Origin of the sequence: Sulfitobacter sp. TBRI5 (genome assembly GCF_051013555.1) — a bacterium.
Classification (GTDB): Bacteria; Pseudomonadota; Alphaproteobacteria; order Rhodobacterales; family Rhodobacteraceae; genus JL08.
The window spans coordinates 1,620,124-1,644,507 of record NZ_CP112884.1 but is presented as its reverse complement, the minus strand read 5'-3'; the positions used below and the strand labels follow the sequence as shown (position 1 = coordinate 1,644,507).

The window sequence follows — 24,384 nt, the reverse complement described above, 5'->3', positions numbered from 1 at the left end:
AGATGCCTGATCCAATTCGGAATGTGTAGGGTCTTGTGTCTGTTTCGGGCGGGTCGCCCTGCACAAAATTCGCCAGATCGGATTTGACTAACAGGCTGCCAATGGGTGATGGTATGATTGCGCTGCGGGTCCATTGTCCTGAAGCTTTTGTGTGAGTGGCCTTTTTGGACAATAGACAGTTGGAACCGGATTGAATGAAGCCCCTGTTGCAAGTTGACAACCTGAGCATCGGGTTCGGCAAGGCGCCGCCGGTCATCAGCGATGTAAGTTTTGCTGTCCTTCCCGGACAGACACTTGCCCTGGTCGGTGAAAGCGGCTCTGGCAAGACACTGTCGTGCCGCACGATCCTGCGGATTCTGCCCAGTACCGCACGGATATTGGGGGGCAGCATCACTTTTAGTCGCGCTGACAAATCTGTCGAATTGCTGTCGCTCCGTGAACGGCAAATGCGCGATATCCGCGGCAACTACATTTCGATGATCTTTCAGGAACCGATGCGATCACTGTCGCCGTTGCACCGGATCGGCAATCAGGTGTCCGAGGTTCTGAAACTGCATGACGGCCTGTCAGAGCGTGCGGCGCGCAAGACTGTCTTGCAAACGTTCGATCGGGTCGGATTTCCCGATCCCGAACGGGTGTACAGCGCCTACCCCTTCGAATTGTCAGGCGGCATGCGTCAACGGGCTATGATCGCGATGGCGATGGTTGCCAAACCGGATCTTCTGATCGCCGACGAACCAACCACCGCGCTGGACGTAACCACGCAGGCGCAGGTCTTGGGCCTGATCAAGGATCTGCAGCGCGAGACAGGCATGGCCGTCATTCTGGTCACGCATGATCTGGGTGTTGTTGCCAACATGGCTGAACAGGTTGTTGTTCTGAACAACGGGCGGGTGATGGAATCCGGTGCTGCCAATCTGGTACTGTCCGCACCGGCGCATCCTTACACACAAAAACTGTTCAACGCCGCGCCGCTGATACCAGCCGTTGCCAAGGGCGCGCCCCCGCTGGAAAAGCAGGATCTGATCCTGTCGATGTCCGACGTATCGAAAACCTATTACGTGCGCGGCGCATCGGCCTGGAAACCCAAGATCGAGGTGAACGCCTGCCGGGGCATCAATCTGAACGTACCGCGCGGCAAGACACTGGCGGTGGTGGGGGAAAGCGGATCGGGCAAAACCACCTGCGCGCGCATCGCTTTGGGCGCGGAACGCCCGGACGCGGGCGGTTCGGTCATGTTCACAGCGGAACAGGGCACCACGCCGCTGGCGGTTCACGCACTGGACAAAACGCAGCGCTTTGCTTTTCAAAAACAGGCGCAAATGGTGTTTCAGGATCCCTATTCCTCGCTTAATCCGCGTATGCGGGTCGTGGATGCATTGACCGAGCCGCTTGAAATTCACGGCATTGGAAACCGCACCGAACAACGGGAACGCGCGGCAGCGTCACTGACGCAGGTCGGGTTGAACCCCGATATGCTGTACCGTTATCCGCACGCCTTTTCCGGCGGCCAGCGGCAGCGCCTTTCGATTGCACGCGCCCTGACGCTTGATCCGGTTTTTCTGGTCTGTGACGAACCGACATCAGCACTGGATGTGTCCGTTCAGGACCAGATACTGACCCTTCTGGAAGATATCCGCGACCGGATGAACCTGTCTTATCTTTTCATCAGCCACGATCTGGCCGTCGTTGCACGTATCGCCGACGAAGTGGCCGTGATGCGACAGGGACTGGTGGTAGAACAGGCGCCACCGGCCACGTTGTTCTATGATCCACGCCACCCCTACACCAAGGCGCTGATCGCGGCCCAGCCTGAACCCGATATTTCACGACCCATCGACCTGAACATCGTGGCGCAGGGCGCGGGCAGCCCGATGGCGTGGCCCGAAGCGTTCCGCATGACCGAAACAGAACTGCCCGCCCTGACCGAATTGTCACCCGGCCACAAGGTACGGTGCCATGTATAGACTGCTGATCTTATCCATCCTCCTGATCTGGGGCAGCGCGGCAGCCGCGCAAACCCCTGTGCTGAAGGAAAGCACATTCTGGCAAAGCGAAGTTGAACGCGGCGATATGCCCCCGATTGCAGCACGTTTGCCCGCAGAACCGCTGATTGTGGATCTACCCGCAAAAGGCCGCAGTTTTGGCGTGCAGGGCGGCACGATGCGCACCTTGGTATCCCGTTCGAAAGACGTGCGGCAAATGGTGGTTTATGGCTACGCCCGTCTGGTCGGCTACGATGAAAACTACGAACTGAAGCCGGATATCCTGTCCAGCTATGAAATAGATGACAACCGGCGCTTCGTGTTCAATCTGCGCCCTGGCCACCGCTGGTCCAACGGTGCGCCGTTCACCTCGGCCGATTTCGAATACTGGTGGAAACATATCGCCAATAACAAGGAACTTAGCCCGACAGGCCCGCCCGAATTCATGAGCGTCGAGGGCGAATATCCCGAAGTCAGCTTTCCCGACCGCTACACCGTCATTTTTGAATGGTCCAAGCCGAACGGACGGTTTCTTCAGTTGCTGGCCGAAGCGCGCCCGCCGTTTATCTACCGGCCCGCCAATTACCTGAAACAGTTTCACAAGGATTTTGTAGATCCGGAAACCCTTGCCGAAATCGTCGAAGAAAAGCGGGTGAACAGTTGGGCGGCACTGCACAACAAACTGGATAACATGTACAAGTTCGACAATCCGGACGAACCGACATTGCAACCGTGGATGAGTGCATCGAACAATTCGACATCTCGGTATCTGTTTGTGCGCAACCCCTATTACCACCGGATCGATTCAAAGGGCGTTCAGCTGCCCTATATCGACATTGTCGAAATGACAGTGACAGGCTCGGGTCTCATCGCGGCCAAGGCCAATGCGGGCGAAGCAGACCTGCAGGCACGTGGCCTGGATTTTCGCGATGTTCCGATTCTGAAAAAGGGCGAACTGGACGGCGGAAACTATGTCGTTCATCTTTGGTCCAATGCCGTCGCATCGCAAATCGCGATTTATCCCAACCTGAATTTCGCAGATCCGATCTGGCGCGATATCTTGCGCGATGTCCGGTTCCGGCGGGCGCTGTCTCTGGGCATAGACAGACGCATGATCAATCGCGGGCTGTATTTTGGTCTGGGTGTCGAAGGCGGCATGACGGTTCTAAAGCAAAGCCCGTTTTTTGAAGATGAAAACCGGACAGCCTGGGCAACCTATGACGTTGAAAAGGCAAACGCCCTGCTGAATGAAATGGGCCTGACAGAGCGAACCGGCGATGGGTTTCGCAAACTGCCGGATGGTCGTCCGCTGCGTTTTATCATCGAAACAGCCGGCGAACGGCAAGAAGTCGAAAACGTTCTTCAGATCGTGACAGACACCTGGCGCGACATTGGCGTGCAACTTGTGATGCGCCCGCTGGATCGCGATATCCTGCGCAACAGGGTCTATGCAGGCGTCACCATGGGGGCGGTCTGGTTCGGGTGGGACAACGGTATTCCCACGGCCATGACCCCACCGACCTACCTTGCACCCACAACGCAGGATTTCTTTGCCTGGCCGATGTGGGGGCAATATTATCAAACGACAGGACAAGCCGGTGAACCGCCAGATTTGGAACCCGCACAGCGACTGCTGGATCTGGCACATGCGTGGGAACGCACGACTGACAAAACGGAACGCAGTCGTATCTGGCAGGAAATGCTTGAGATTCATGCCGACCAATTGTTCGGGATTGGAATCATCTCTGAAACACCCCAACCCGTCGTCGTGTCCAAACGTCTGCGCAACGTCCCCGAAACCGCCCTTTGGACATGGGAACCGGGCGCGCATTTTGGCGTGCACCGGATCGATGAATTTTATTTTGAGCCGGAGCCCGTGACACAATGATGGTCTTGCGCTACGCGATCTACCGCTTCTTCACGATGCTGCTGACGCTGCTTGTGGTGTCGGTGCTGATCTTTGTGATCATCAACCTGCCGCCCGGCGACTACCTGAGCAACCAGATCAACGAACTGCGCGCGACGGGGCAAAGCTCTGGCGTGGCCAAGGCCGAATTCTTGCGCGAAGAATACGCCCTGGATCGACCCATCTGGGAACAATACCTGATCTGGGTCGGGTTCGCGCCCGGACCAAACGGGTTTTCCGGCCTGATACAAGGCGATTTTGGCTGGTCTTTCGAATTCGACAGGCCAGTGTCGGAAATTGTCGGGGATGCGTTGTGGCTGACGGTTCTGGTGAACCTTTCTGCGGTGTTGTTTGTCTATATCGTGGCGCTTCCTCTGGGTGTTCTGGCGGCGGCAAAGTCGGAAAGCTGGGTTGATTACACGGCGGGTTTCGTCGGGTATCTGGGCCTTGCCACCCCCAACTTTCTGCTGGCGCTTATTCTATTCTATTATGGCCATAAATATTTCGACCTGCCCATCGGCGGCCTGATGTCCCCCGAATTCGAAGGTGAACCGATGAGTTGGGAAAAGGTCAAATCGGTGCTGGTTCACCTGATTGTACCGACCTTCGTGATCGGCACCTCTGGTGCTGCAGGCATGATGCAACGGCTGCGCGCCAATATGCTGGACGAACTGGGCAAACCCTATGTGGAAACCGCTACAGCCAAAGGCATGGCGCCGGCGCGGATGCTGACCAAATACCCGTTGCGTGTGGCCTTTAACCCGTTTGTCGCCGATATCGGAAACCTGCTGCCCGCCATGGTTTCGGGGTCGGTTCTGGTGTCTGTGGTGCTGGGCTTGCAAACCATCGGCCCCGATCTTCTGGCCGCCCTGAAAAGTCAGGATCAGTTTCTGGCAGGGTTTGTGCTGATGTTCGTGGCATTGCTCACGTTGATTGGCACGATGATTTCCGATGTTCTGCTGATGCTGCTTGATCCGCGCATCCGGTACGGGGGGCGCGAATTATGACCATTCTGCCCGATGGCCGGTATGTTGACGATGCACCTTACGATCCAAGCGAAGACCTGCACAAACTTGAACGCACGGATATGGATGCGCCCAACTGGGTGCTGGTCTGGCGCCGCTTTCGCCGTCACAAGCTTGGCCTGATTTCCGGTCTGTTCCTGTTGTTTTCCTATCTGATGCTGCCGATTGCCGGTTTCATCGCGCCCTATACACCGAACGAACGCCACACCGATCATCTTTATGCCCCGCCGCAGGGGATCCACCTGTTCAATCAGGGAAAATTCATCGGACCACATGTCATTCCACTGGTTGCACGGGCCGATCTGACAGAATTCCGCTGGTATTATGATCCGCAGCTCGACACCCCCATGCCGCTTGAATTCTTTTGCGAGGGTGGCACCTATAAACTCGCCGGGCTGATCAAGACCAACAAACACCTGTTCTGCGCCCCCGAAGGTGCGACAGTGTTTCTGTTGGGGTCTGACAGGCTTGGTCGCGATGTGTTTTCCCGCATCCTTTACGGCGCGCAACTGTCTCTTACCGTCGGTCTGATCGGGATCAGCGTATCGTTCCTGCTGGGCATCGGCTTTGGCAGCATCGCGGGATATTTCGGCGGCAAGACGGACTGGCTGATCCAGCGCACGATCGAGATTTTGCGCTCTCTGCCGGAACTGCCTTTGTGGCTGGCCCTATCGGCGGCGGTGCCGTCGCACTGGGGGCCAGTTGCCGTCTTTTTCATAATTTCGATCATATTGGGCCTGTTGGACTGGCCCGGACTGGCCCGGTCCGTCCGATCAAAATTTCTAAGCTTGCGCGAAGAGGAATATGTACGCGCTGCGGAAATGATGGGGGCCAAACCAAAGCGGATTATCCAGCGCCATCTGCTTCCCAATTTCCTCAGCCATCTTATCGCAAGCGCAACCCTGTCAATTCCGGCGATGATCCTCGGGGAAACCGCGCTCAGTTTTCTGGGCCTCGGGTTGCGCGCGCCAGCGGTCAGTTGGGGCGTCATGCTGAACGATGCCCAGAACCTTGCGTCGATCGAAATCTATCCGTGGACCGCCATTCCGATGCTGCCGATCATCATCGTTGTGCTGGCCTTCAACTTTCTGGGTGACGGCCTGCGCGATTCACTGGACCCATATAAAAGCTGACAGCTGCGCTATTCGGCGGCCAGTGGCATGCGCCGTTGTCCGATCGCACTGATTTCTGCAATCACGCCGCGCAGGGTTCTTTGGAACGCATCAAAGTTCTTGTTCGGCCGGATCAGGATTTCATTCATATAGATCGACCGGTCAATTTCGACCTGAATGGCGTGTTGCTGGCGCGACGGGCGTCCATAGGCCTGCGTCACATAGGCCCCCGCGAACGGTGCATTGCGCGAAACAACAAAACCCGCCGTCGCAAATGCGGATTCGATCCGGTCGACAATTTCACCGTTTGCCGCGGCTCCGAACCGGTCCCCCAACACAATCTCGGGGCGTTTGACCCCTGATCTTGCAATACCGTCCATCGCCTCGTGCGGCATTGAATGGCAATCGATCAATATGGCGCGGCCATGATCCGAAAGCGCCTGATCCAGAAGGTTCTGCAGGGCGTGATGGTAGGGATACCAATACTGGTCGATACGGCGCTGTGCCTCTGCCCGTCGCAGCTTGCCCCGATAGATCGCGCGACCATTGGCCACCACCCGCGGAATGACACCCAAACCGGACGCAACGCGCGGGTTGTGCCCGTGCTTTTCCACCCCTTCGATCAACGCCGGGTCAAGTTCATCGGGGCTGCGATTCAGATCCAGATAGGCACGCGGAACGCCCGCCTTCAGAAAAGGGGCGCCAAATTCCGGCGCACAGCCAAACAACTGATCAACAAATGCATCTTCGGAAGACCGGATAATATGTTCATCCAGAACCGACTGGCGTACAAAGGCGTGCGGATAATTGCGCGCACTGTGTGGCGAAGCGAAAACCGCACAGGATGTGCGGTGCTCCGGTAGAATCAGATCAAAGGCGTCGTTCTGCATTTCCATTCTCCTTATGGGATATGATAGCGCATTAAAGTCAAATGCCAAAAGCCCTTGATCCCTTCTGCGACTCCTTTTATAGACCGCCTACCGGCGCGGATTTCCGCGCCCCATTTTGTTGGGGCACAGTTATTCCTGTTGGTATTCATGGGCGCTTAGCTCAGCGGTAGAGCACTTCGTTGACATCGAAGGGGTCACAAGTTCGAACCTTGTAGTGCCCACCATGAATTCACTGTTTTGGATGGCATCGCCGTTCCGAACACCCGCAACCCCGGCGCTGGCCCGCGCCACGAGACCAGGAGAAGACCCATGAAGGTCAGAAATTCGCTCCGTTCGCTCAAAGCACGGCATCGTGATTGCCGCATTGTGCGTCGCAAAGGCCGCGTCTACGTGATCAACAAGACGCAGCCCCGGTTCAAGGCCCGTCAGGGATAAGACACCGGTCAAAACGCCTGTATGGGCGTTCAGACATAAAAAAGCCGCCCGGTCTTCGGGCGGCTTTTTTGCGTGCGGGTCTTAGGCACGAATAATAACCGACTAAAACAGTAAGAATATGATTGCGCTCCCCGCAGAATCATGTTTCTGATGGTTTTAGTCGGAAATATCCGAAGCACTCGCACATCATGCAAAAAGGCTCCTCAGATGACGAAACTTCTTACTCCAACGCTGGCAATTGCACTGGCCGGAACCGTTGCCACCATGGCCACAGCCCAAGGCGAACTGAACCTTTATTCCTCGCGCCACTACGACACAGACGAACGCCTGTATTCCGATTTTACCGATGCAACCGGCATCACGATCAACCGGATTGAAGGCAAGGCTGACGAATTGCTGGCGCGGATGCAGGCAGAAGGCGCCAACAGCCCCGCCGATATCCTGCTGACGGTCGACACATCCCGTCTGGCACGGGCCAAGGACCTGGGCGTTTTACAGTCTGTCGATAGCGCAATTCTGGAAGACCGCATTCCCCCGCAGTTGCAGGACACCGACAACCAATGGTTTGGTTTGTCACAGCGTTCGCGCATCATCTTTTACAACACAGAAACCGTCGACACGCCGCCGCAAACCTATGCCGCGCTTGCAGATCCGATGTACAAGGGCCAGATCTGCATCAGATCGTCCAGCAATGAATACAACCAAACCCTGCTGGCAGCGATTGTCACACATGCCGGTGAAGACGCGGCCCGTGACTGGGCAACCGGCGTCGTGGCCAACATGGCACGCGACCCGCAAGGTGGCGACACAGATCAGCTGCGCGGCATTGTGTCGGGGGAATGTGATATCTCTGTATCCAACACCTATTACTTTGCCCGCGCGATCCGCACGGATGTAAAAGGCGTCTCCGAAAGCATCGATCAGATCGGCTGGCTTTTCCCCGATCAGGATGGCAACGGCGCACACATGAACCTGTCCGGAGGCGGTGTTGCGGCCTATGCCCCGAACTATGACAACGCGGTAAAATTCCTCGAATATCTGGCTTCGGATCAGGCGCAGCAGTATTTCTCGGCCGGAAACGATGAATACCCTGTTGTCGAGGGCGTGCAATTGTCTCCCTCGGTTGAAAAACTTGGGTCATTCCAAGCGGATGACGTCGATTTGTCAGCCGTTGCGAAAAACATCGCAACCGCGCAAAAGATCTTTAACGAAGTGGGCTGGAAGTAATCTGGCCATCATACCAAAAAATTTTTGAAACGCGGGTTTGGCGACCCGCGTTTTTTTGCCTGCCCTTCGGCTAAAGCGCGTGGAAAAATCCGATTGTACCGACCAGAACCAGCGAAAGCGCCCAGACGATATCCAGATCGAACCAGCTTTTGGTCAGGAATTTTAGGCCCAGCCACCGATACACGGCAAGCGCGATGCCGCCACCCGCAACGATCATTGCGGCCGTGTGAACAAGCGCAACGGCGATCGCAAGACCAGCGTTTTCGCCCATGAGCGACGCCGCAGCTTGATGGCCGGCATCCAGTTCCGACATTTCGCACAGCCCCAGGTAAATCGGGACCAGCATCAATCCGGCCCCATGCGCCAGTGCCACCAGAAACGACCAAAGCGCCAGACGAGAAGGCGGAATCCGCGCCAGAAACCGTGGATGACGCCGGTTCAGCAACAAAAACACCCCAAGCCCGATCACCAATACCGCGGCACCCAGCTGGATTTCGCGCTGGTAATCGATCAGGACGTACATGAACGCAAAGGGAAGCAGAATGCCGACCATGGACACAAAATGGCCCACTGCCAGCGCGGCAAGCGCGCGCGGCAAGGCACCGGCCTTCTGCTCCATCAGGGCGGCCGAGACGGCAAGGGGCCAACCCATGCCGGGATTGGCCCCATGGTATAATCCAACCCCGATAACGGCCAGCCACAGGCCAGCCGCACCGGAAAGCATTTCAGTCAACGATCAGACCGACGGATAGCAAAAGCTGTCAGTGGAACAATCCCCGCCTTCAAGACGAATCTGGTGTGACCGATAGCCATCAGGGAACTTGACCCAGAAATCCTTGTCCAGAGTCAGGCCGCCCTTTTCGCCGACATTCGCCATAACCATCGCAGCACCACGTTCGCCCGGATAGAACTGGTCGTCCCATGTGGAATAAAGCGAGTTGGTCCAGTAGACGCGTTTGCCATCGCGGCTGATCTCGACCATCTGCGGGCCATAGCCGAACTCTTCGCCGTTGGGGTGCTTTGTCTTGGCGACGATACCGCCGATTTCGACCTTGCCGGCCAGAACGGGGTTCATCGGATCCGATACATCGTATTGATGCATTTCCCCCAATCCCCAGCACGCCACATAAAGATATTTGTCGTCCAGACTAAGATCGATATCCGTCACCAGCGGCGGCACCGCCCCGAACCCTTTCAGAAGGTCCGGCAGATCATCCGGATCGGCAGGTACGGGATCGATCGTGACCGTTTTCTTGGCCTCAAACGTTCCGTCCTTGTTGCGCCACCATGTGAATATGGCACCTTGCAGGTTGGTCGTATCCACGACGACACCGCAAAATCCGTACTCTTTCACAGGGTCATGCGCCGGCCGGATTTCCAATGCCATCTGATGGTTTTCGCCCAGATCAATGGTCTGGACATTCTTGCGCGCCCGCAGATCCCAGAAATGGATCTTGTGGCCATATTTGTTGCTCAGCAGGTCTTCGGCAACGATCCCGTTTTCGAACTGCGGTGGCAGGCCCCATTCCGAACTGACCATGTAATCGCGCGGCAGGTTCCACCAGAAATCGTAGTGCTTGTCCTGAATGCCCCGGTCCATTTCCCAGCGGCCCAGAATTTCGAAGGTTTCACAATCCATGATAAAGATACCCGGCGGTCCGTCAGTGCCATCCTTGCCACCCCCGCCCAATGTCGAAACATAAACGCCTTCCGGTCCGCAATGGATTGTATGCGGGCGGGAATATCCGGTTTTTTCAAACACCTCTTCGGGTTCGATGATCTTGTGAATCTTTGCTTTCAGCGGTTCCTTGACATCAATGATGTAAATCCGCGAAGACCGTATCCCCGGAATAATAAGGTAACGACGTTCCAGAAACGCGTGGCCCGACAAGGGCGACAGAGACGAAGAACAGGCATTCCAGCCGAAATGATGAAACTCGTCCCCTTTGTTCGGCATGATCACCTGATGGACAATATCGCCATAGGTTTTCGATTTGGGGTCGACATCGACGACTGCCAAACCATCCGGCTTTGATCCGTCCGGACTGAGCATCAGGGTAAAGGCAACGGTTTCCACCGGTGCTTCCATCGCCATTTTCGGGGACGGGTGAAAGGTGGGGTCTGGTCTCAAATTCATTGGCTCTCCTCCCAGAGATTGGAATTGAATTCGCCGTTTTCCATTTTTTTTTGGAATTATTTTCGCGCTGGTCCAGCGTCGACGAAGTTGACCGATTCAGTCAAGCTTTTTCACTTCACAATTCGAAAACCGCCGAAACGGTGCCTGCGCTAGATCTGTCTGCCGACCTGCCGACAAATCAGAACAACCGGCAGCAAACCAACCGCGACAATCACAAGACTGGGCACCGCAGCACCGGCCAGTCTTTCGTCAGATGCCAGCCGGTACGCCTGCACCGCCAAGGTATCATAGTTGAAAGGTCGCATGATCAGCGTGGCTGGCAATTCCTTCATCACATCAACGAATACGATCAGCAAAGCGGTCAACAAACTGGGTGTCAAAATCGGCAGATGCACACGACGAAGCGTACCAAAAGGGGTTTGCCCCAGGGATCGCGCCGCGGCATCCATATTGGCATGTACTGTGCTTTGACCACCTTCATAAGCGCCCAGCGCAGCCGCCAGAAAGCGCACCATATAGGCCGCAACCAGCAACCATATCGACCCCGTCACAAGCAACCCGGTCGAGATATCAAAGGTTGACCTCATCCAGCTGTCCAGCACGTTATCGAAAACCGCAAAAGGCACCATCAGCCCGACCGCGATTACACCCCCCGGAACCGCATAGCCCAACCGCGCGGCATAGGCGGCCGCAGAAGACAAACGCCCGGGCCGCAACCGCTGGAAAAACCCAACCGCAACCGCAGCGCACACCGTCAGAACCGCAGCAGTGCCCGCCAGCGTGATCGAATTTCGGATAAAACTCAGATACCGGCTGCTGAACAAATCCTGTTCAGACCCAAGGCCCATTTGCAGCAGAATCGCAACCGGCAGCAAACACCCGAACACGACAGGAACCGCGCACAGGAAAAAGGCCAAAGCCGCGCGAACACCGTGTAATTCTGCCGGCGGCATGGTCTGGTGACGTTTTGACGTATCATGGTATTTGGCGTTGCCACGCTGATACCGTTCCAGCATGGCAAGCATAAGCGCAAATGTCAGCAAACACAGGGCAAGCTGGGCTGCGGCAGCGCGATCTGCCATTGAAAACCAACTGGTGTAGATCCCGGTCGCAAATGTCTGGACCCCAAAATACGCGACCGTACCAAAATCTGCGATCGTCTCCATCACAGCCAGCAACACACCGCCGGCAATTGCGGGCCGCGCCATCGGAAGGCTGACCTGCAAAAAGGCCGCCCAGGCGCTTTTGCCCAAGGCCCGAGCAGCCAGAAAAGTGGTTCCGCTTTGCTGCAGGAATGCAGCGCGGGCAAGAAGATAGACATAAGGATACAGAACCAGGATCAACATAACCGCCGCGCCACCGACGGATCTGATTTCGGGAAACCAGTAATCTCTCGGGCCCCAGCCCGTTACATCGCGCAGGGTGCTTTGAACAATGCCGGGATGATCCAGAATGTGGGTATAGGCATATGCCAGAACATAGGCCGGAAAGGCCAGCGGCAGCACCAATGCAATCTCAAGTATCCGAACTCCGGGAAACCGGGTCATCGTCACCAGCCATGCCGCGCCAACACCCAACGCGAATGTACCAAGCGCCACCAGCAGGACCAGAACCAGTGTCGTACCGGCATAACGCGGCAACACCGTGTCGATCAGATGCGCAACCGTGTCTGTGCCGCCCGAAAGCGCGGCAATCAGCACCGCCAGCATGGGCAGAACACAGGCAATCGCCGTGGCAGATGCCAGCACACCCAACCATCGCAGGCTGTCCCCGGAACGGGATTGTCTCTGCATGTGTGCGCTATTCAACGGAAACCTCGGGGTCAGTCTCTTTGGGTGCCCCAAACGGGGCAGTGACCCTTAATTGACCAAATCAGTCGGAATTGCCAGAGCGATTGATCAATCGTATGTGCGCTGATCCTCGATCACCAGACCGTCTTTGGGCAATGTGCCGGGGGCGACAACCTCTACCTTGCCTTTCAGCTTCAGCACTTCGGCGACGGATGCGCCGTAGGCATCCGCGTCACCTCCGGCGCTTTCGATCTGAACCGTCATCACATCCATTTCGCCGCTCCGCGAGGCGATGACGCGGGCCTTCACCACTTCTTCATGGCGCGCGACAAGCGCCGCCACCTGTTCGGGGCGCACGAACATACCCTTGATTTTGGTCGTCTGGTCCGCGCGGCCCATCCATCCTTTGATACGCATATTGGTGCGGCCACACGGGCTGGTCCCGGGCAACACCGCGCTCAGATCGCCTGTGGCGAACCGGATCAGCGGGTAATCGGGGTTCAGCGTGGTCACGACGACTTCGCCCACCTCACCGTCCGGGACCGGATCGCCGGTGCCCGGGGTCACGATTTCAACGATGACATTTTCGTCGACGATCATCCCTTCCATCGCCGCACTTTCATAAGCGATACTGCCCAGATCGGCGGTTGCGTAACATTGCAGACAGGATATGCCCCGCTCTGCATATTCCGCGCGCAGTGACGGAAACAGCGCGCCCCCGCCCACGGCGGCCCGCGTGATGCCCAGTTTGACACCCATTTCGTCGGCACGATCCAATATGATCTTCAGATAATCCGGTGTGCCAGCATAGGCGGTAACGCCGGTATCGTGCGCCGCCGTAACCTGCAAATCGGTCTGGCCCGTTCCCGCAGGCAAAACCGCCGCGCCAACCGCGCGTGCACCGCTTTCGAAGATCATGCCGGCGGGTGTCAGATGATAGCCAAAACAGTTCTGGACAATATCGCCCTTGCCAATGCCGCAGGCGTGCAGGAACCGCCCCATGCGCCACCAGTCATGTTCGATCCCGCCCGGTTCATAGATCGGCCCCGGCGATTGGAAAACATAGGCAAACCCCGATGCGGGCCGCATGGTAAACCCGCCAAAAGGCGGTTGCCCGGCCTGCGCGGTGCCAATTTCGGATTTGCGCAACACTGGCAAACCGGCCAGCGCGGCCGCATCCTTAATGGCCGCTGCGTCCACACCGTCCAGACGGCCCGCATAGCCCGCCAAAGCCTGCGCACGCGCAATCTGCGCGGGCAGTGCCGTAGCCAGATCACGGGCGCGATCATTGGCAGATCGTGTTTCCAGATTGTCAAAATGGGTCATAGCAGCATCCCGCATCAGCTTAACCACCGCTTGCGGCGGCGATAGGAACGCACATCCCGGAACGATTTGCGCCCTTCATCCGACATCCCCAGATAGAATTCCTTTACATCCGGGTTCTCGCGCAATTCGGCCGCCGGCCCGTCCATGACCACCCGTCCGCTTTCAAGAATATAGCCGTAATGGGCAAATCGCAGCGCGACATTGGTGTTCTGTTCGGCCAGCAAAAAGCTGACGCCCTCGTTTTCATTGACGGACTTCACAATGCCGAAAATCTGTTCAACCAGTTGCGGTGCAAGCCCCATAGACGGCTCGTCCAGCAGAATGGTTTCCGGTTTGGACATCAGCGCGCGCCCGATCGCTGTCATCTGTTGTTCGCCGCCGGATGTGTACCCCGATTGCGATTTACGGCGCTCTTTCAGCCGCGGAAAATAGGAATAGACCATGTCCAGATCGGCCTCGACGGCCCCCTTGCCATCGCGGCGTGTATAGGCACCGGTCAGCAGGTTTTCCTCGACGGTCAGGTGTTCAAAACAATGGCGCCCTTCCATGACCTGAATTACGCCCTTGCGCACCAGATCGGATGGGTCTTTGTCCTGCACGCGTTCGCCACGATAAAGGATTGACCCCTTGGTCACTTCACCGCGTTCGGAATGCAGCAGGTTCGAAATCGCCTTGAGCGTTGTGGTTTTGCCCGCGCCGTTTCCGCCCAGCAGGGCCGTAATCCCACCCTTGGGAACCGACAGGCTGACCCCTTTCAGAACCAGAATGACGTGATTGTAAATCACTTCGATATTGTTGACCTCAAGCAGGGTCTCGGTGGTCTTGGAACTGTCCAGCATGGTCGCTCTTCTTGGCAAAAGGCATCAGGGTGTCCACCGGCGGCACAAGACCGCCGGTGGCGCATTGCTTAGCTCTCTGCGTTACACGCTTCGTTTACCGGCCAGGGCGCATTTGCCTCGGCATATTCGGCAGCTTTGGCAGTTTCGAGCGCAGAAATTGCATCTGTATCAGGCACCAGAAGATCGCTGGCCTGCACGAACTCGGAACCGTTCCATTCCAGCATCCAGCCACCCGAGTGACCGGTATGGTCGGCACAGGATGTCTTGAACGGCGGCACCATGCCCGACATGCCCAGCTCGGCCAGACGTGCTTCGGTGATGTCGATGTTTTCCAGACCCCAACGCAACTGTTCGGCGTTTATGTTGGCGTCGCCGAAATGCGCCTGAGCGGCGGCAATACCTTCGGCAAGGATCATCGAAATCACGATGCCACGCTGATAGAACACTTCGCCCATCTCTTCTTCGCTGGCTAGGGATTTACCCGCATCAAAAACATGCTTGCGAATGTCTGCCATGACAGGCGCATCCGACTGCGGCATCGACCAGCTGATCGAACGGTAGCCTTTTCCGTCTTCGCCAACGGCTTGCAGGTCATCGGAATGACCCGCCCACCAGACGCCCACGAACTGGTCCATCGGGTATTTGGTTTTCACCGCTTCGGTGATCGCACCGGCGTTCATCGCGCCCCAGCCCCACATCACGACAAAGTCGGGACGTTCACGGCGGATTTGCAGCCACTGCGCCGACTGGTTCTGCATTTCCTTCAGACCGACCGGAATGGGCAGCAATTCAAAACCGTGCTCGGCGGCCTTGCTTTCCAGATAGGGCAAAGGCTCTTTGCCATAGGGGTGATCCAGATGCAGAAACGCGATTTTCTTGCCCTTCAGTCCGGCCTGATCGCCACCACCCAACTCCGTCAGGATCATCGATGCACCATCCCAGTAAGATGCAGGCATGTTGAACGCCCACTGGAACACCTTGCCGTCTGCCATCGGGCTAAAGCCGTAGCCGGGGGCCAGGATCGGAATCTTGTCCACGTTCGTCTTGGGCAGAACCTGCAACGTGATACCTGTGGACCATGGCTGCGTTACGATCGCCTTGCCTTTGGTTTTCTCATAGCATTCCACGCCTTTTTCCGTGGAATAGCCGGTTTCGCATTCGTCAAAATCGATCTTGACGCCGCCAATGCCGCCATCGCGCGCATTCAGCATTTCCATATAGTCTTTCTGGCCGTTCATCAGCGGAATACCTGTCGCCGCAAACGGACCGGTCCGATAGGACAGGTTGGGTGCATAAAGGCCTTCTGCCGCGGCCGATCCCGCAACGCCGAGAGCCATCGCGGCCCCAAGTGCAAATTTGGTTAGGTGTTTCATCATATTCCTCCCGTGGATTTTGATTTCGTTAACGTCTTGCATGAATGGCGCCCCCTAATGCGGAAACGGCCAGATAATCAGTTTTTCGCGGATCAGCGCCCAAAGCCGCGCCAATCCATGTGGTTCGATGATCAGGAAAAAGATGATCAGCGATCCGACGATCATGATGTTGAGATGTTCAACCGTGGCCGATTTGATATCAAGCCCCAACGCTTCGGGTACGGTGTTCAGAACAACCGGCAACCCGACGATCAGGATCGCACCCAGATAGTTGCCCATGATCGATCCCAATCCACCGATAATGGCGATGAACAGCACCCGAAACGACAGCGGAATATCAAACAGGTTCGGTTCTGCCGCGCCGCGCCACATGAACACGAACAACGCCCCCGAAACACCGATGACATAGCTGGACACCGCAAAAGCCGTCAGCTTGGATTTCATCAGGTTGATGCCGATCAGTTCCGCGGCGATATCCATATCCCGCGTTGCCTTCCACGTGCGACCCAGATTGCCGCGCGTCAGGTTGATACACAGTAAGGTCAGCAGGCTGACAATCACCAGCACGACGTAGTACTGCGTCATTGACGACGCCAGCGGCCCCGCCACCGTCACCCCGAACATATCAAGGTTGGGCACCTGAATGGCACCCGACGCGTTGTAATTGTAAAGCCAGGCCCATTTTTCGAACAGCCAGACCAGAAAGAACTGCGCCGCCAGCGTCGCAATCGCCAGATAGAATCCCTTGATCCGCAAACTTGGGATGCCGAACATCACGCCGACGCCTGCACTGAAGAACCCAGACAGCAGGATCGCCAGCACCGGGTTCATCTCGGGCATGATGGTGACCATCTTGTAGCAGGCATAAGCCCCCACACCCATGAACGCGCCGGTCCCAAGGCTCAGTTGTCCGGCATAGCCGGTCAGGATGTTCAGCCCCATCGCCGCCAGCGAATAGATCAGGATCGGGATCAGCAGCGTCTGGAACGCAAATTCGGACGCTGTCATCGGCAGGATGATCCAGACAAAGGCCAGAATGACCATCAGCAGGATCGCGTCCTGACGCACCGGGAACAGCGCCTGATCCTTGACATAGGATGTCTTGAACTGACCTGCGGTTCTGTAAAGCATCTTGGTTCTCTTCTACTTGCTTGAACGGTTGGGGCCTTGCGGCCCGCCTTTGGTGTCTGGTGCAGCGCGCCCCGCGCCGCCCTAGACCCTTTCGATTATCTTTTCTCCGAACAGTCCCTGCGGGCGGAACAGCAGCACGATCAGCGCCAGAACAAAGGCAAACCATGTTTCGGTGTTGCCCCCCATCAGCGGCTGTCCCCAATAGATTTCGAACAGTTTTTCCAGCATTCCGATCATCAGCCCGCCGATGATCGCGCCGGTAATGCTTTCCAGCCCGCCCAGCATCAGCACCGGCAGCGCCTTGTAGGCAATCACCTCAAGCGCAAAGGAAACACCTGCACGGGCCCCCCACGCGATGCCCGTGACCAGCGCGATGATACCGGCAATGAACCAGACCAGAACCCAGATGGTCTGCAGTGAAATGCCAACAGACAGGGCCGCCTGATGGTCATCGCCCAGCGCACGGATGGCCCGGCCCATACGGGTCTTGTTCAAAAACACCAGCAAGCCGACAACCAGCATCGCTGCGACGGCCACGGCTGTCACATCCTTCTGTTCAAGGATCAGCAGGCCGCCAAACGGTTCCAGAACCCAGCTGTCCGTCGGAATCCCCAGTTCTTCGGTGATCATGATCTTGTTTTCGCCACCGAAGATGATCTCGCCGAAGCCGATCAGAAACAGGGTGATCCCGATGGTTGCCATGAACAGGATGATATCGGGCTGCCCGACAAGCGGGCGCAGCACGATCCGTTCAATGGTCACTGCCAGTACGAACATCACGGCCAGCGTCAGCAACACGCAGATCCACGCCGGAACGCCCATCTCGTAAAGCCCCACAAGGGTCAGCGCGGCAAACACCACCATGATCCCCTGGGCAAAGTTGAAAATGCGCGATGACCGGTAGATCAGAACAAAGCCCAGCGCGATCAATGCATAAAGGATACCGGAAACAAGCCCTTCCCACAGCACCTGCATCAGGAAATCGGGGGCTTCGACCATGTCGATAAACGGTGTGACAAAGATATCTTTTAACATCAGTAGCCCCTAGTGCTGAACGCCAAGGTAAGCATCAATCACGTCCTGATTATTGCGCACCTCGTCCGGCGTACCGTCGCCGATCTTTTTACCGTAATCCATCACGACCACCCGGTCGCTCAGGTCCATCACCACCCCCATATCGTGTTCGATCAACACGATCGTGGTGCCGAATTCATCGTTCACGTCCAGAACAAAGCGGCTCATGTCCTCTTTTTCCTCGACATTCATACCCGCCATCGGTTCGTCCAGCAGCAGGATTTTCGGCTCCGCCGCCAGCGCCCGCGCCAGCTCGACCCGTTTCTTCAACCCATAGGGCAACCGCCCCACAGGCGTTTTTCGGATCGCCTGAATTTCAAGAAAATCAATGACTTCCTCAACCTTTTCGCGGTTCTCCATTTCTTCGCTGCGCGCCTTGCCCCACCACATCGCCTGGCTCAGCAGGCCCGCGTTCATATGCGTCAGCCGACCGGTCATCACATTGTCCAGCACAGACATGCCTTCAAACAGCGCAATATTCTGGAACGTGCGCGCAATCCCCTGACGTGCCACCTCATAAGGTTTCATCGAAGGACGTTGCGATCCACGATACCAGACCTCACCCTCCTGCGGGTGATAAAACCCGGAAATCACGTTCAGCATCGATGATTTGCCGGCCCCGTTCGGCCCGATGATGGCGCGCACTTCGCCCTCGTGCACATCAAACGAAATATCCTTGATCGCCTCGACTCCGCCAAAGCGCAGGGTGATGTTTTTCATTTCCATCACCGTACCGCCAATCTGGCGACCATCAGCCGTAACATAGCCTTCGGTCTCTTTCACGCTGCCCCGCCCTTCATCTTTTCATAAATACTTACTGCGCCCTGCCCGCTCATTCCGCTGCCACCTGCTGTGGCGTGACCGGAACAACCTTGGCATCGCGAATTTCCAGCATTGCGGAAATCGATCCCTTGCGCCCGTCTTCATAGGTCACTTCGGTCGTGGTGCTGACCTTGGGCGATCCATCGTAAAGCGCTGTGATGATATCCGCGAATTTCTCTTCAATGATCCGGCGGCGCACCTTGCGCGTGCGGGTCAGTTCGCCGTCATCCGCATCCAGTTCCTTGTGCAGAATGACAAAGCGGTGAATCTGGCAGCCTGACAGCATCGGGTCTTCGGCCAATGATGCATTCACGGCTTCCACATGGGATTGCACCGTATCCATGACCTGCGGATGCGCCGCCAGTTCCTGATAGGATCCGTAAGCGATATTGTTGCGTTCGGCCCAGTTGCCCACTGCGGTCAGATCGATATTGATAAAGGCCGTGCATTCCTCGCGTCCGTTGCCGAACACGACAGCCTCAAGGATGTTGGGAAAGAACTTCAGCTTGTTTTCCGCGTATTTCGGCGCGAACAGGGCACCCGAGGCCATTTTGCCCACGTCCTTGGCGCGATCGATGATGCGCAGATGGCCGGTGTCTTCCTCGATAAATCCGGCATCCCCTGTGGCCACCCAGCCTTCGGGATCCTTGGTGTCTGCCGTACTTTCGGGGTTCTTGTAATATTCCACAAATACGCCGGGGCTGCGATAGAACACCTCACCGTTTTCGGCGATCCGCAATTCCACGCCGGGGCACGGCACCCCGACCGTGTCGCTGCGCACCTGCCCGTCGGGCTGCGCGGTGATAAACACGGTGGCCTCGGTCTGGCCGTAAAGCTGTTTCAGATTGATGCCGAGCGAGCGGTAGAAATCGAAAATTTCCGGCCCGATCGCTTCACCTGCCGTGTATCCAACACGTACCGAAGAAAAGCCCAGCGCGTTCTTCAATGGCCCGTAGACCACAAATTCGCCCAGCTTGTATTTCAAACGGTCAAATACGCCCACCGAATGACCATCAAGAATATCAGGACCGACCTTGCGCGCATGCGCCATGAAGTAATCGAAAATCCGTTTCTTGACCGGGCTGGCATCTTCCATCCGGATCATCACGTTGGTCAGCTGCGTTTCGAAAATACGCGGTGGCGCAAAATAATAGCTGGGCCCGATTTCACGCAGGTCCGTCATCATCGTGTCCGCGCTTTCGGGGCAATTGACACAGAACCCTGTCCAATAGGCTTGCCCGATGGAAAAGATGAAATCGCCCACCCATGCCATCGGCAAATAGGCCAGAACTTCGTCAGATTCACGCAGATTGTCGAATTCGGAACTGGATTTCGCCGTTTCGATCACGTTGCGATTGGACAGCAATACCCCTTTGGGCTTTCCGGTGGTGCCAGATGTATAAAGCATCACGCAGGGACTGTCGTAATTCAGGGTGGCTTCTCGCCGCTGCAGTTCGGGCAGAAACTCGTCCAGAGCGGCCCGGCCCTGTTCCTGCACATGGCTGAACTGATGCAGTTTTGAATGGTCGTATTTGCGCAAACCGCGCGGATCCAGATAGATCATGTGTTCGAACTGATGCAGGTTTTCCTGCACCTCGATCACTTTGTCGACCTGCTCCTGATCTGCGACAATCGCAAACCGCGCGCCGCAATGTTCCATCACATAGGCCATCTCTTCGGCCACAGCATCCTGATACAGGGGCACTGGTATGGCACCGACAGACTGAGCTGCCACCATCGACCAGTATAGATAGGGACGATTGCGGCCGATCACGGCTATAAAATCGCCTTCGCGCACACCCATATTGATCAACCCCAGCGCCAGTGCCTGAATTTCGGCTTCGGCCTGCGCCCATGTCCAGCTTTGCCAGATGCCCAGATCTTTTTCGCGGTACGCGGCAGACCCGGCGTACTGGATTGCATTTCTGTGCAAAAGCGCCGGGATGGATTGGTGTCCGCCCGCGCCGTTCAGCGTATCAGCCAAATTTGTCTCCTCCCGAACTTTTACCGATTGCGGCAAAAGCCTCTTTCGCCCTTGGACGATTCCCCGTGCGTCCAAGATGCGCGTTTGACATTCCACGTCAACTTTTTCGCAATGTTTTCCCAATCCTTACGAATTGTAACAACGGCAGGGGCCACACCAATTCCCCTTCTGTTATTGACAGGCCGACCGAAAAAGCCTGCTTTGATCTGGTGCCACCGGATGCTAGCCAAGTCACAACGGAGGGTCGCGTGGAACAGCAAACACCCAATATCAATGCTCTGACGACCGCAGGGTTGAACCTGATCGCGCAATCCCTGTCGATCTTTGATCACAACCTGCGTCTGGTTAAGATAAACCGCCCGATGCAGCAGATGTTCAATCTGCCCGATGCGATGGTGCAGCCTGGCGTTTCCTTTGAAGCGGTCATTCGCTATCTGGTCGAAGCCGGAGAGTACGGGCCTGTCGATGATATCTCTGACTTTGTGAAAACCCGCGTGGAACGGGCACGCGATTTCAAACCGCACTATATGGAACGCACCCGCGCCAATGGCAGAACGATTTCCGTGGAAGGCGCGCCCTTGCCGCAAGGCGGCTGGGTCACTGTCTATACCGACATCACCCGCACCAAGGAACACGAAGTTCTGTTGCGGGCCCGATCCGAGGAATTGTCCGAACAGCTTCTGGCCCATTCCGAAGCTCTGTCTGCCACAAACCGTAAACTGGAAGCGACCGTAAACGCGCTGGAAGAAGCCAAACACCAGCTGACAGAAATCGAAGCCCGCACACGTCTGACCACGGAAATGATGCCGGCTCATATCGCGCATGTCGGTTCGGACGGCATTTATACCTATTCCAACCGGCGGCTCAGTTCGGTCATTCCGGGGCGACCTTCCAGTATTCTTGGGCTGCACATCAGCGATGCGTTGGGCGGGTCTGCGTTCGGGCGGATCAAACCCTATCTTGATAAGGCCTATTGCGGCACATCATCCGTGTTCGAATTCACCGACAAACCCAGTTCACGCAGGATCAGGGCCGCGTTTACCCCCGACGAAAAGGGCGGCGTCTATATTCTTTCGATGGACGTGACCGAAGAAACCCAGGCCCGCGTCGCCCTTCAACATACCCGAAAACGCGAACTGGCCGCCCAGATGACAAGCGGCCTAGCGCATGACTTTTCCAACCTGCTGACCATTATTTTGGGCATGCAAAGCAAGCTGAAGCGCATGCCGCTGCCTGAAGGCGCCGCCGATCTGGTTGACGCGACACTGGCGGCTGCGCGGCGCGGCGGATCGCTGCTGGGCCGGATCGGGGATATGACAGGCCACCGCACCCTGCGCCCCGTCGCCTGCAATGTGGCCGAACTGCTGAACGATCTGAACATTCTGGCCAGCCCCGCCTTACCGCGAGGCGTGTCACTGAACATCCAAAACCGGCTGGACCCTGGCGCGCCGAATATACTGCTGGACGTCGGCATGGTGCAGGACAGCCTGTTGAATGTTATCCTGAATGCGCGCGATGCCTGCGGGGCGCAGGGCGGCATCAGCCTGACAGCCCGCAATCTGGACAACACCTGGATCGAATTCCAGATCGAAGACACCGGCCCCGGCTTTTCTGACGATGCCCTGAAACAGGCGCTTGATCCGTTCTTTACCACCAAAGGCAGCGAAGGATCAGGTCTGGGCATGTCGATGGTCTATGACATGACCAAACTGGCCGGCGGGGATTTGCGGTTTGGCAACACCGGCAGTGGCGCGATTGTAACATTGCGCCTGCCCTACCGCATTGCGCCCGATGCTGTTGGCGGTCTGGTTCTGCTGGTCGAGGACAGCGATGACATCCGCGCCAACGTCCGCGATATGCTGATCGATCTTGGCCATTCCGTGATCGAGGCCACATCCGCGGATGAGGCGATTGCCCTTGCGGCCGACCTGCCAGACATTTCCATGGTGTTGTCCGACATTCTGATCGAAGGTGCGGGAACCGGCATAGATGTTGTAAACCGAATGCGCGGTACCGGTGTACCCTGCGTTTTGATGACATCGCTGCCGCCCGATCACGCCCTGCATCAACAGGCCCTGTCGATCGCCGCTGTCTTGCGCAAACCTTTTGATACCGCGTCGCTTGCGGCGCTTATTGCCCCGAAAGCCGCAGAATGACCAGTGATCCCGCCGCACCGCTTGTGACCATACTGGATGACGAACCCGACGTGCGAAACGTTCTGTCGGACGCCCTGAATGAAGCGGGGTTCCGCACCCTTTGTTTTGGCCGCGCGCGCGAGTTTGAAGCCGCGCTGAAAACGCAACGCCCCGATGTGTGCCTTGTCGATCTTTCGCTGCCCGATACCGACGGGCTGGCCCTTGTGCATCGGCTGGCGCTGGAACAGGGCGCGGCTGTCATCATCATTTCGGGGCGAACGCAGGTACAGGACCGGATCACCGGGCTGGAACTTGGCGCTGATGACTATATTACCAAACCCTTCGATCCCGCCGAAGTGGTTGCCCGCATCAGGGCACGCATTCGCGGCGGGCAAGCCGCAACACCGGCAGGCCATTCCGCCCGTTTCAATGGCTGGACCGCACATTTCGACCAATACCTGCTTAAGGACAGTGAAGGGCAGGAAACCCCGTTTTCCCACGCTGAAGGCGAAGTTCTGCGCCTGTTTCTGGAACGGCCAAAACGGCTGATTTCACGCGATCTGATGCAGGAAACCCTGGGGGGCGCCGCCGGTGAAAGCTTTGACAGGGCGATGGATGTGCGTATTTCGCGCCTGCGCACCAAATTGCGGGAAGACCCCAAGAATCCGCGGCTGATCAAAACCATATACGGCGCCGGCTATATCTTTCTGGGTGACGTGCAGTGGGATTAATGCGTTTCCTGGCCGTTTGGTGATCACCTGTGTGCCCCAACTGCACAAATGAAGTAGCATGGGAAAAGCCAGCAACAGGAGACTCAACAGATGGAACTTGGCGCGTTTTCAATCAGCCTGAATGTCAAAGACGTCAACGCGAGCATGGCGTTTTATGAAAAGCTTGGGTTTCAAGCCTTTGGCGGAGATCCCGATCAGGGGTGGGCCATCCTGAAAAACGGTGTCTGCATCATCGGTCTGTTTCAGGGCATGATCGAAAAAACCACGCTTACCTTCAATCCCGGTTGGGATCAGGATGCGAACACGCTGAAGGATTTCACCGATGTTCGGGACATTTAGAAAGCATTAAGCAAAAGCGGTCTAAGCTTTGAAAGCGAAGCCGACGAGACCGGCACAGGCCCCGCAAGTTTTGTGGTGATTGATCCGGACGGCATCCCGATTCTGGTAGACCAGCACGTCTAA

At 56.8% G+C, this 24,384-nt stretch carries 20 protein-coding genes and 1 tRNA gene; 10 read left to right on the top strand and 11 right to left on the bottom strand.

Annotated features, from left to right (window positions below):
* Window positions 1-194 precede the first annotated feature (194 nt).
* From OLX72_RS08340 to OLX72_RS08325, 4 genes are read left to right on the top strand one after another with little or no spacing between them, the layout of a single operon-like run.
* Window positions 195-1,967 (top strand): ABC transporter ATP-binding protein, encoded by a 1,773-nt coding sequence (locus OLX72_RS08340; protein WP_114871628.1) that lies wholly within the window; start codon window positions 195-197, stop codon window positions 1,965-1,967.
* Complete coding sequence (locus OLX72_RS08335) at window positions 1,960-3,873, top strand: ABC transporter substrate-binding protein (RefSeq protein WP_433990258.1); 1,914 nt, start codon at window positions 1,960-1,962, stop codon at window positions 3,871-3,873. The genes OLX72_RS08340 and OLX72_RS08335 overlap by 8 nt, the downstream gene beginning before the upstream one ends.
* On the top strand, window positions 3,870-4,898 hold the full coding sequence (locus OLX72_RS08330) for an ABC transporter permease (protein ID WP_114871630.1): 1,029 nt from the start codon (window positions 3,870-3,872) through the stop codon (window positions 4,896-4,898). Before OLX72_RS08335 ends, OLX72_RS08330 begins: the two co-directional genes overlap by 4 nt.
* Entirely contained in the window at window positions 4,895-6,049 is a 1,155-nt protein-coding gene (locus OLX72_RS08325) for an ABC transporter permease (RefSeq protein ID WP_114871631.1), read from the top strand. The genes OLX72_RS08330 and OLX72_RS08325 overlap by 4 nt, the downstream gene beginning before the upstream one ends.
* Window positions 6,050-6,057: 8 nt before the next feature.
* Here OLX72_RS08325 and OLX72_RS08320 read toward each other — a convergent pair whose 3' ends face one another.
* The gene (locus OLX72_RS08320) at window positions 6,058-6,918 is read right to left on the bottom strand and encodes an N-formylglutamate amidohydrolase (protein WP_433990257.1); all 861 of its coding nucleotides are present in this window, start codon (window positions 6,916-6,918) and stop codon (window positions 6,058-6,060) included.
* 149 nt (window positions 6,919-7,067) lie between these two features.
* Between OLX72_RS08320 and OLX72_RS08315 the strand changes: the two genes are divergently transcribed.
* The 3 genes from OLX72_RS08315 to OLX72_RS08305 all read left to right on the top strand — a co-directional run bounded on the left by OLX72_RS08315 (window position 7,068) and on the right by OLX72_RS08305 (window position 8,580).
* Window positions 7,068-7,142, top strand: a tRNA-Val gene (locus OLX72_RS08315).
* A gap of 85 nt (window positions 7,143-7,227) precedes the next feature.
* Entirely contained in the window at window positions 7,228-7,353 is a 126-nt protein-coding gene (ykgO, locus tag OLX72_RS08310) for a type B 50S ribosomal protein L36 (RefSeq protein WP_114871632.1), read from the top strand.
* A gap of 207 nt (window positions 7,354-7,560) precedes the next feature.
* Window positions 7,561-8,580 (top strand): Fe(3+) ABC transporter substrate-binding protein, encoded by a 1,020-nt coding sequence (locus OLX72_RS08305; RefSeq protein ID WP_114871633.1) that lies wholly within the window; start codon window positions 7,561-7,563, stop codon window positions 8,578-8,580.
* Between the two features lie 70 nt (window positions 8,581-8,650).
* Here OLX72_RS08305 and OLX72_RS08300 read toward each other — a convergent pair whose 3' ends face one another.
* The 10 genes from OLX72_RS08300 to OLX72_RS08255 form a co-directional block, all read right to left on the bottom strand.
* Window positions 8,651-9,304 (bottom strand): hypothetical protein, encoded by a 654-nt coding sequence (locus OLX72_RS08300; protein ID WP_114871634.1) that lies wholly within the window; start codon window positions 9,302-9,304, stop codon window positions 8,651-8,653.
* Between the two features lie 12 nt (window positions 9,305-9,316).
* Window positions 9,317-10,717 (bottom strand): selenium-binding protein SBP56-related protein, encoded by a 1,401-nt coding sequence (locus tag OLX72_RS08295; RefSeq protein ID WP_114871635.1) that lies wholly within the window; start codon window positions 10,715-10,717, stop codon window positions 9,317-9,319.
* A 149-nt stretch (window positions 10,718-10,866) separates the two neighbouring features.
* Window positions 10,867-12,510 carry an ABC transporter permease gene (locus OLX72_RS08290; protein WP_114871636.1) on the bottom strand — a complete coding sequence of 548 codons (1,644 nt, stop codon included), beginning with the start codon at window positions 12,508-12,510 and terminating at the stop codon, window positions 10,867-10,869.
* A 105-nt stretch (window positions 12,511-12,615) separates the two neighbouring features.
* A complete protein-coding gene (locus tag OLX72_RS08285; RefSeq protein WP_433990256.1) occupies window positions 12,616-13,833 on the bottom strand; it encodes a phenylacetate--CoA ligase family protein in 1,218 nt (405 codons plus the stop codon).
* Between the two features lie 14 nt (window positions 13,834-13,847).
* A complete protein-coding gene (locus tag OLX72_RS08280; RefSeq protein WP_114871637.1) occupies window positions 13,848-14,672 on the bottom strand; it encodes an ABC transporter ATP-binding protein in 825 nt (274 codons plus the stop codon).
* A gap of 68 nt (window positions 14,673-14,740) precedes the next feature.
* Window positions 14,741-16,048, bottom strand: a complete 1,308-nt coding sequence (locus tag OLX72_RS08275) for an ABC transporter substrate-binding protein (RefSeq protein WP_368073721.1) — start codon at window positions 16,046-16,048, stop codon at window positions 14,741-14,743.
* A gap of 51 nt (window positions 16,049-16,099) precedes the next feature.
* Window positions 16,100-17,176, bottom strand: coding sequence for a branched-chain amino acid ABC transporter permease (locus OLX72_RS08270; protein WP_114871638.1), 1,077 nt, complete (start codon window positions 17,174-17,176; stop codon window positions 16,100-16,102).
* Between the two features lie 81 nt (window positions 17,177-17,257).
* Window positions 17,258-18,211 carry a branched-chain amino acid ABC transporter permease gene (locus OLX72_RS08265; protein WP_114871639.1) on the bottom strand — a complete coding sequence of 318 codons (954 nt, stop codon included), beginning with the start codon at window positions 18,209-18,211 and terminating at the stop codon, window positions 17,258-17,260.
* A gap of 9 nt (window positions 18,212-18,220) precedes the next feature.
* On the bottom strand, window positions 18,221-18,976 hold the full coding sequence (locus OLX72_RS08260) for an ABC transporter ATP-binding protein (protein ID WP_114872453.1): 756 nt from the start codon (window positions 18,974-18,976) through the stop codon (window positions 18,221-18,223).
* A 106-nt stretch (window positions 18,977-19,082) separates the two neighbouring features.
* Window positions 19,083-21,056, bottom strand: a complete 1,974-nt coding sequence (locus OLX72_RS08255; RefSeq protein ID WP_433990255.1) for an AMP-binding protein — start codon at window positions 21,054-21,056, stop codon at window positions 19,083-19,085.
* Between the two features lie 248 nt (window positions 21,057-21,304).
* Here OLX72_RS08255 and OLX72_RS08250 point away from each other — a divergent pair, with 248 nt between their 5' ends.
* From OLX72_RS08250 to OLX72_RS08240, 3 genes are all read left to right on the top strand, one after another.
* Window positions 21,305-23,212 carry a PAS-domain containing protein gene (locus OLX72_RS08250; RefSeq protein ID WP_433990254.1) on the top strand — a complete coding sequence of 636 codons (1,908 nt, stop codon included), beginning with the start codon at window positions 21,305-21,307 and terminating at the stop codon, window positions 23,210-23,212.
* Window positions 23,209-23,922 carry a response regulator transcription factor gene (locus OLX72_RS08245; RefSeq protein ID WP_114871640.1) on the top strand — a complete coding sequence of 238 codons (714 nt, stop codon included), beginning with the start codon at window positions 23,209-23,211 and terminating at the stop codon, window positions 23,920-23,922. Before OLX72_RS08250 ends, OLX72_RS08245 begins: the two co-directional genes overlap by 4 nt.
* A gap of 90 nt (window positions 23,923-24,012) precedes the next feature.
* A complete protein-coding gene (locus tag OLX72_RS08240) occupies window positions 24,013-24,261 on the top strand; it encodes a VOC family protein (protein WP_254684651.1) in 249 nt (82 codons plus the stop codon).
* Window positions 24,262-24,384 lie beyond the last annotated feature (123 nt).

What these genes read in the sequence shown, in the direction of transcription:
- ykgO (WP_114871632.1), top strand. Translation starts at nt 7,228, where the DNA reads ATGAAGGTCAGAAATTCGCTCCGTTCGCTCAAAGCACGGCATCGTGAT.
- OLX72_RS08285 (WP_433990256.1), bottom strand. Translation starts at nt 13,833, where the DNA reads ATGACCCATTTTGACAATCTGGAAACACGATCTGCCAATGATCGCGCC.
- OLX72_RS08265 (WP_114871639.1), bottom strand. Translation starts at nt 18,211, where the DNA reads ATGTTAAAAGATATCTTTGTCACACCGTTTATCGACATGGTCGAAGCC.
- OLX72_RS08280 (WP_114871637.1), bottom strand. Translation starts at nt 14,672, where the DNA reads ATGCTGGACAGTTCCAAGACCACCGAGACCCTGCTTGAGGTCAACAAT.
- OLX72_RS08325 (WP_114871631.1), top strand. Translation starts at nt 4,895, where the DNA reads ATGACCATTCTGCCCGATGGCCGGTATGTTGACGATGCACCTTACGAT.
- OLX72_RS08330 (WP_114871630.1), top strand. Translation starts at nt 3,870, where the DNA reads ATGATGGTCTTGCGCTACGCGATCTACCGCTTCTTCACGATGCTGCTG.
- OLX72_RS08245 (WP_114871640.1), top strand. Translation starts at nt 23,209, where the DNA reads ATGACCAGTGATCCCGCCGCACCGCTTGTGACCATACTGGATGACGAA.
- OLX72_RS08295 (WP_114871635.1), bottom strand. Translation starts at nt 10,717, where the DNA reads ATGAATTTGAGACCAGACCCCACCTTTCACCCGTCCCCGAAAATGGCG.
- OLX72_RS08340 (WP_114871628.1), top strand. Translation starts at nt 195, where the DNA reads ATGAAGCCCCTGTTGCAAGTTGACAACCTGAGCATCGGGTTCGGCAAG.
- OLX72_RS08335 (WP_433990258.1), top strand. Translation starts at nt 1,960, where the DNA reads ATGTATAGACTGCTGATCTTATCCATCCTCCTGATCTGGGGCAGCGCG.
- OLX72_RS08275 (WP_368073721.1), bottom strand. Translation starts at nt 16,048, where the DNA reads ATGATGAAACACCTAACCAAATTTGCACTTGGGGCCGCGATGGCTCTC.
- OLX72_RS08270 (WP_114871638.1), bottom strand. Translation starts at nt 17,176, where the DNA reads ATGCTTTACAGAACCGCAGGTCAGTTCAAGACATCCTATGTCAAGGAT.
- OLX72_RS08260 (WP_114872453.1), bottom strand. Translation starts at nt 18,976, where the DNA reads ATGGAAATGAAAAACATCACCCTGCGCTTTGGCGGAGTCGAGGCGATC.
- OLX72_RS08240 (WP_254684651.1), top strand. Translation starts at nt 24,013, where the DNA reads ATGGAACTTGGCGCGTTTTCAATCAGCCTGAATGTCAAAGACGTCAAC.
- OLX72_RS08290 (WP_114871636.1), bottom strand. Translation starts at nt 12,510, where the DNA reads ATGCAGAGACAATCCCGTTCCGGGGACAGCCTGCGATGGTTGGGTGTG.
- OLX72_RS08305 (WP_114871633.1), top strand. Translation starts at nt 7,561, where the DNA reads ATGACGAAACTTCTTACTCCAACGCTGGCAATTGCACTGGCCGGAACC.
- OLX72_RS08320 (WP_433990257.1), bottom strand. Translation starts at nt 6,918, where the DNA reads ATGCAGAACGACGCCTTTGATCTGATTCTACCGGAGCACCGCACATCC.
- OLX72_RS08300 (WP_114871634.1), bottom strand. Translation starts at nt 9,304, where the DNA reads ATGCTTTCCGGTGCGGCTGGCCTGTGGCTGGCCGTTATCGGGGTTGGA.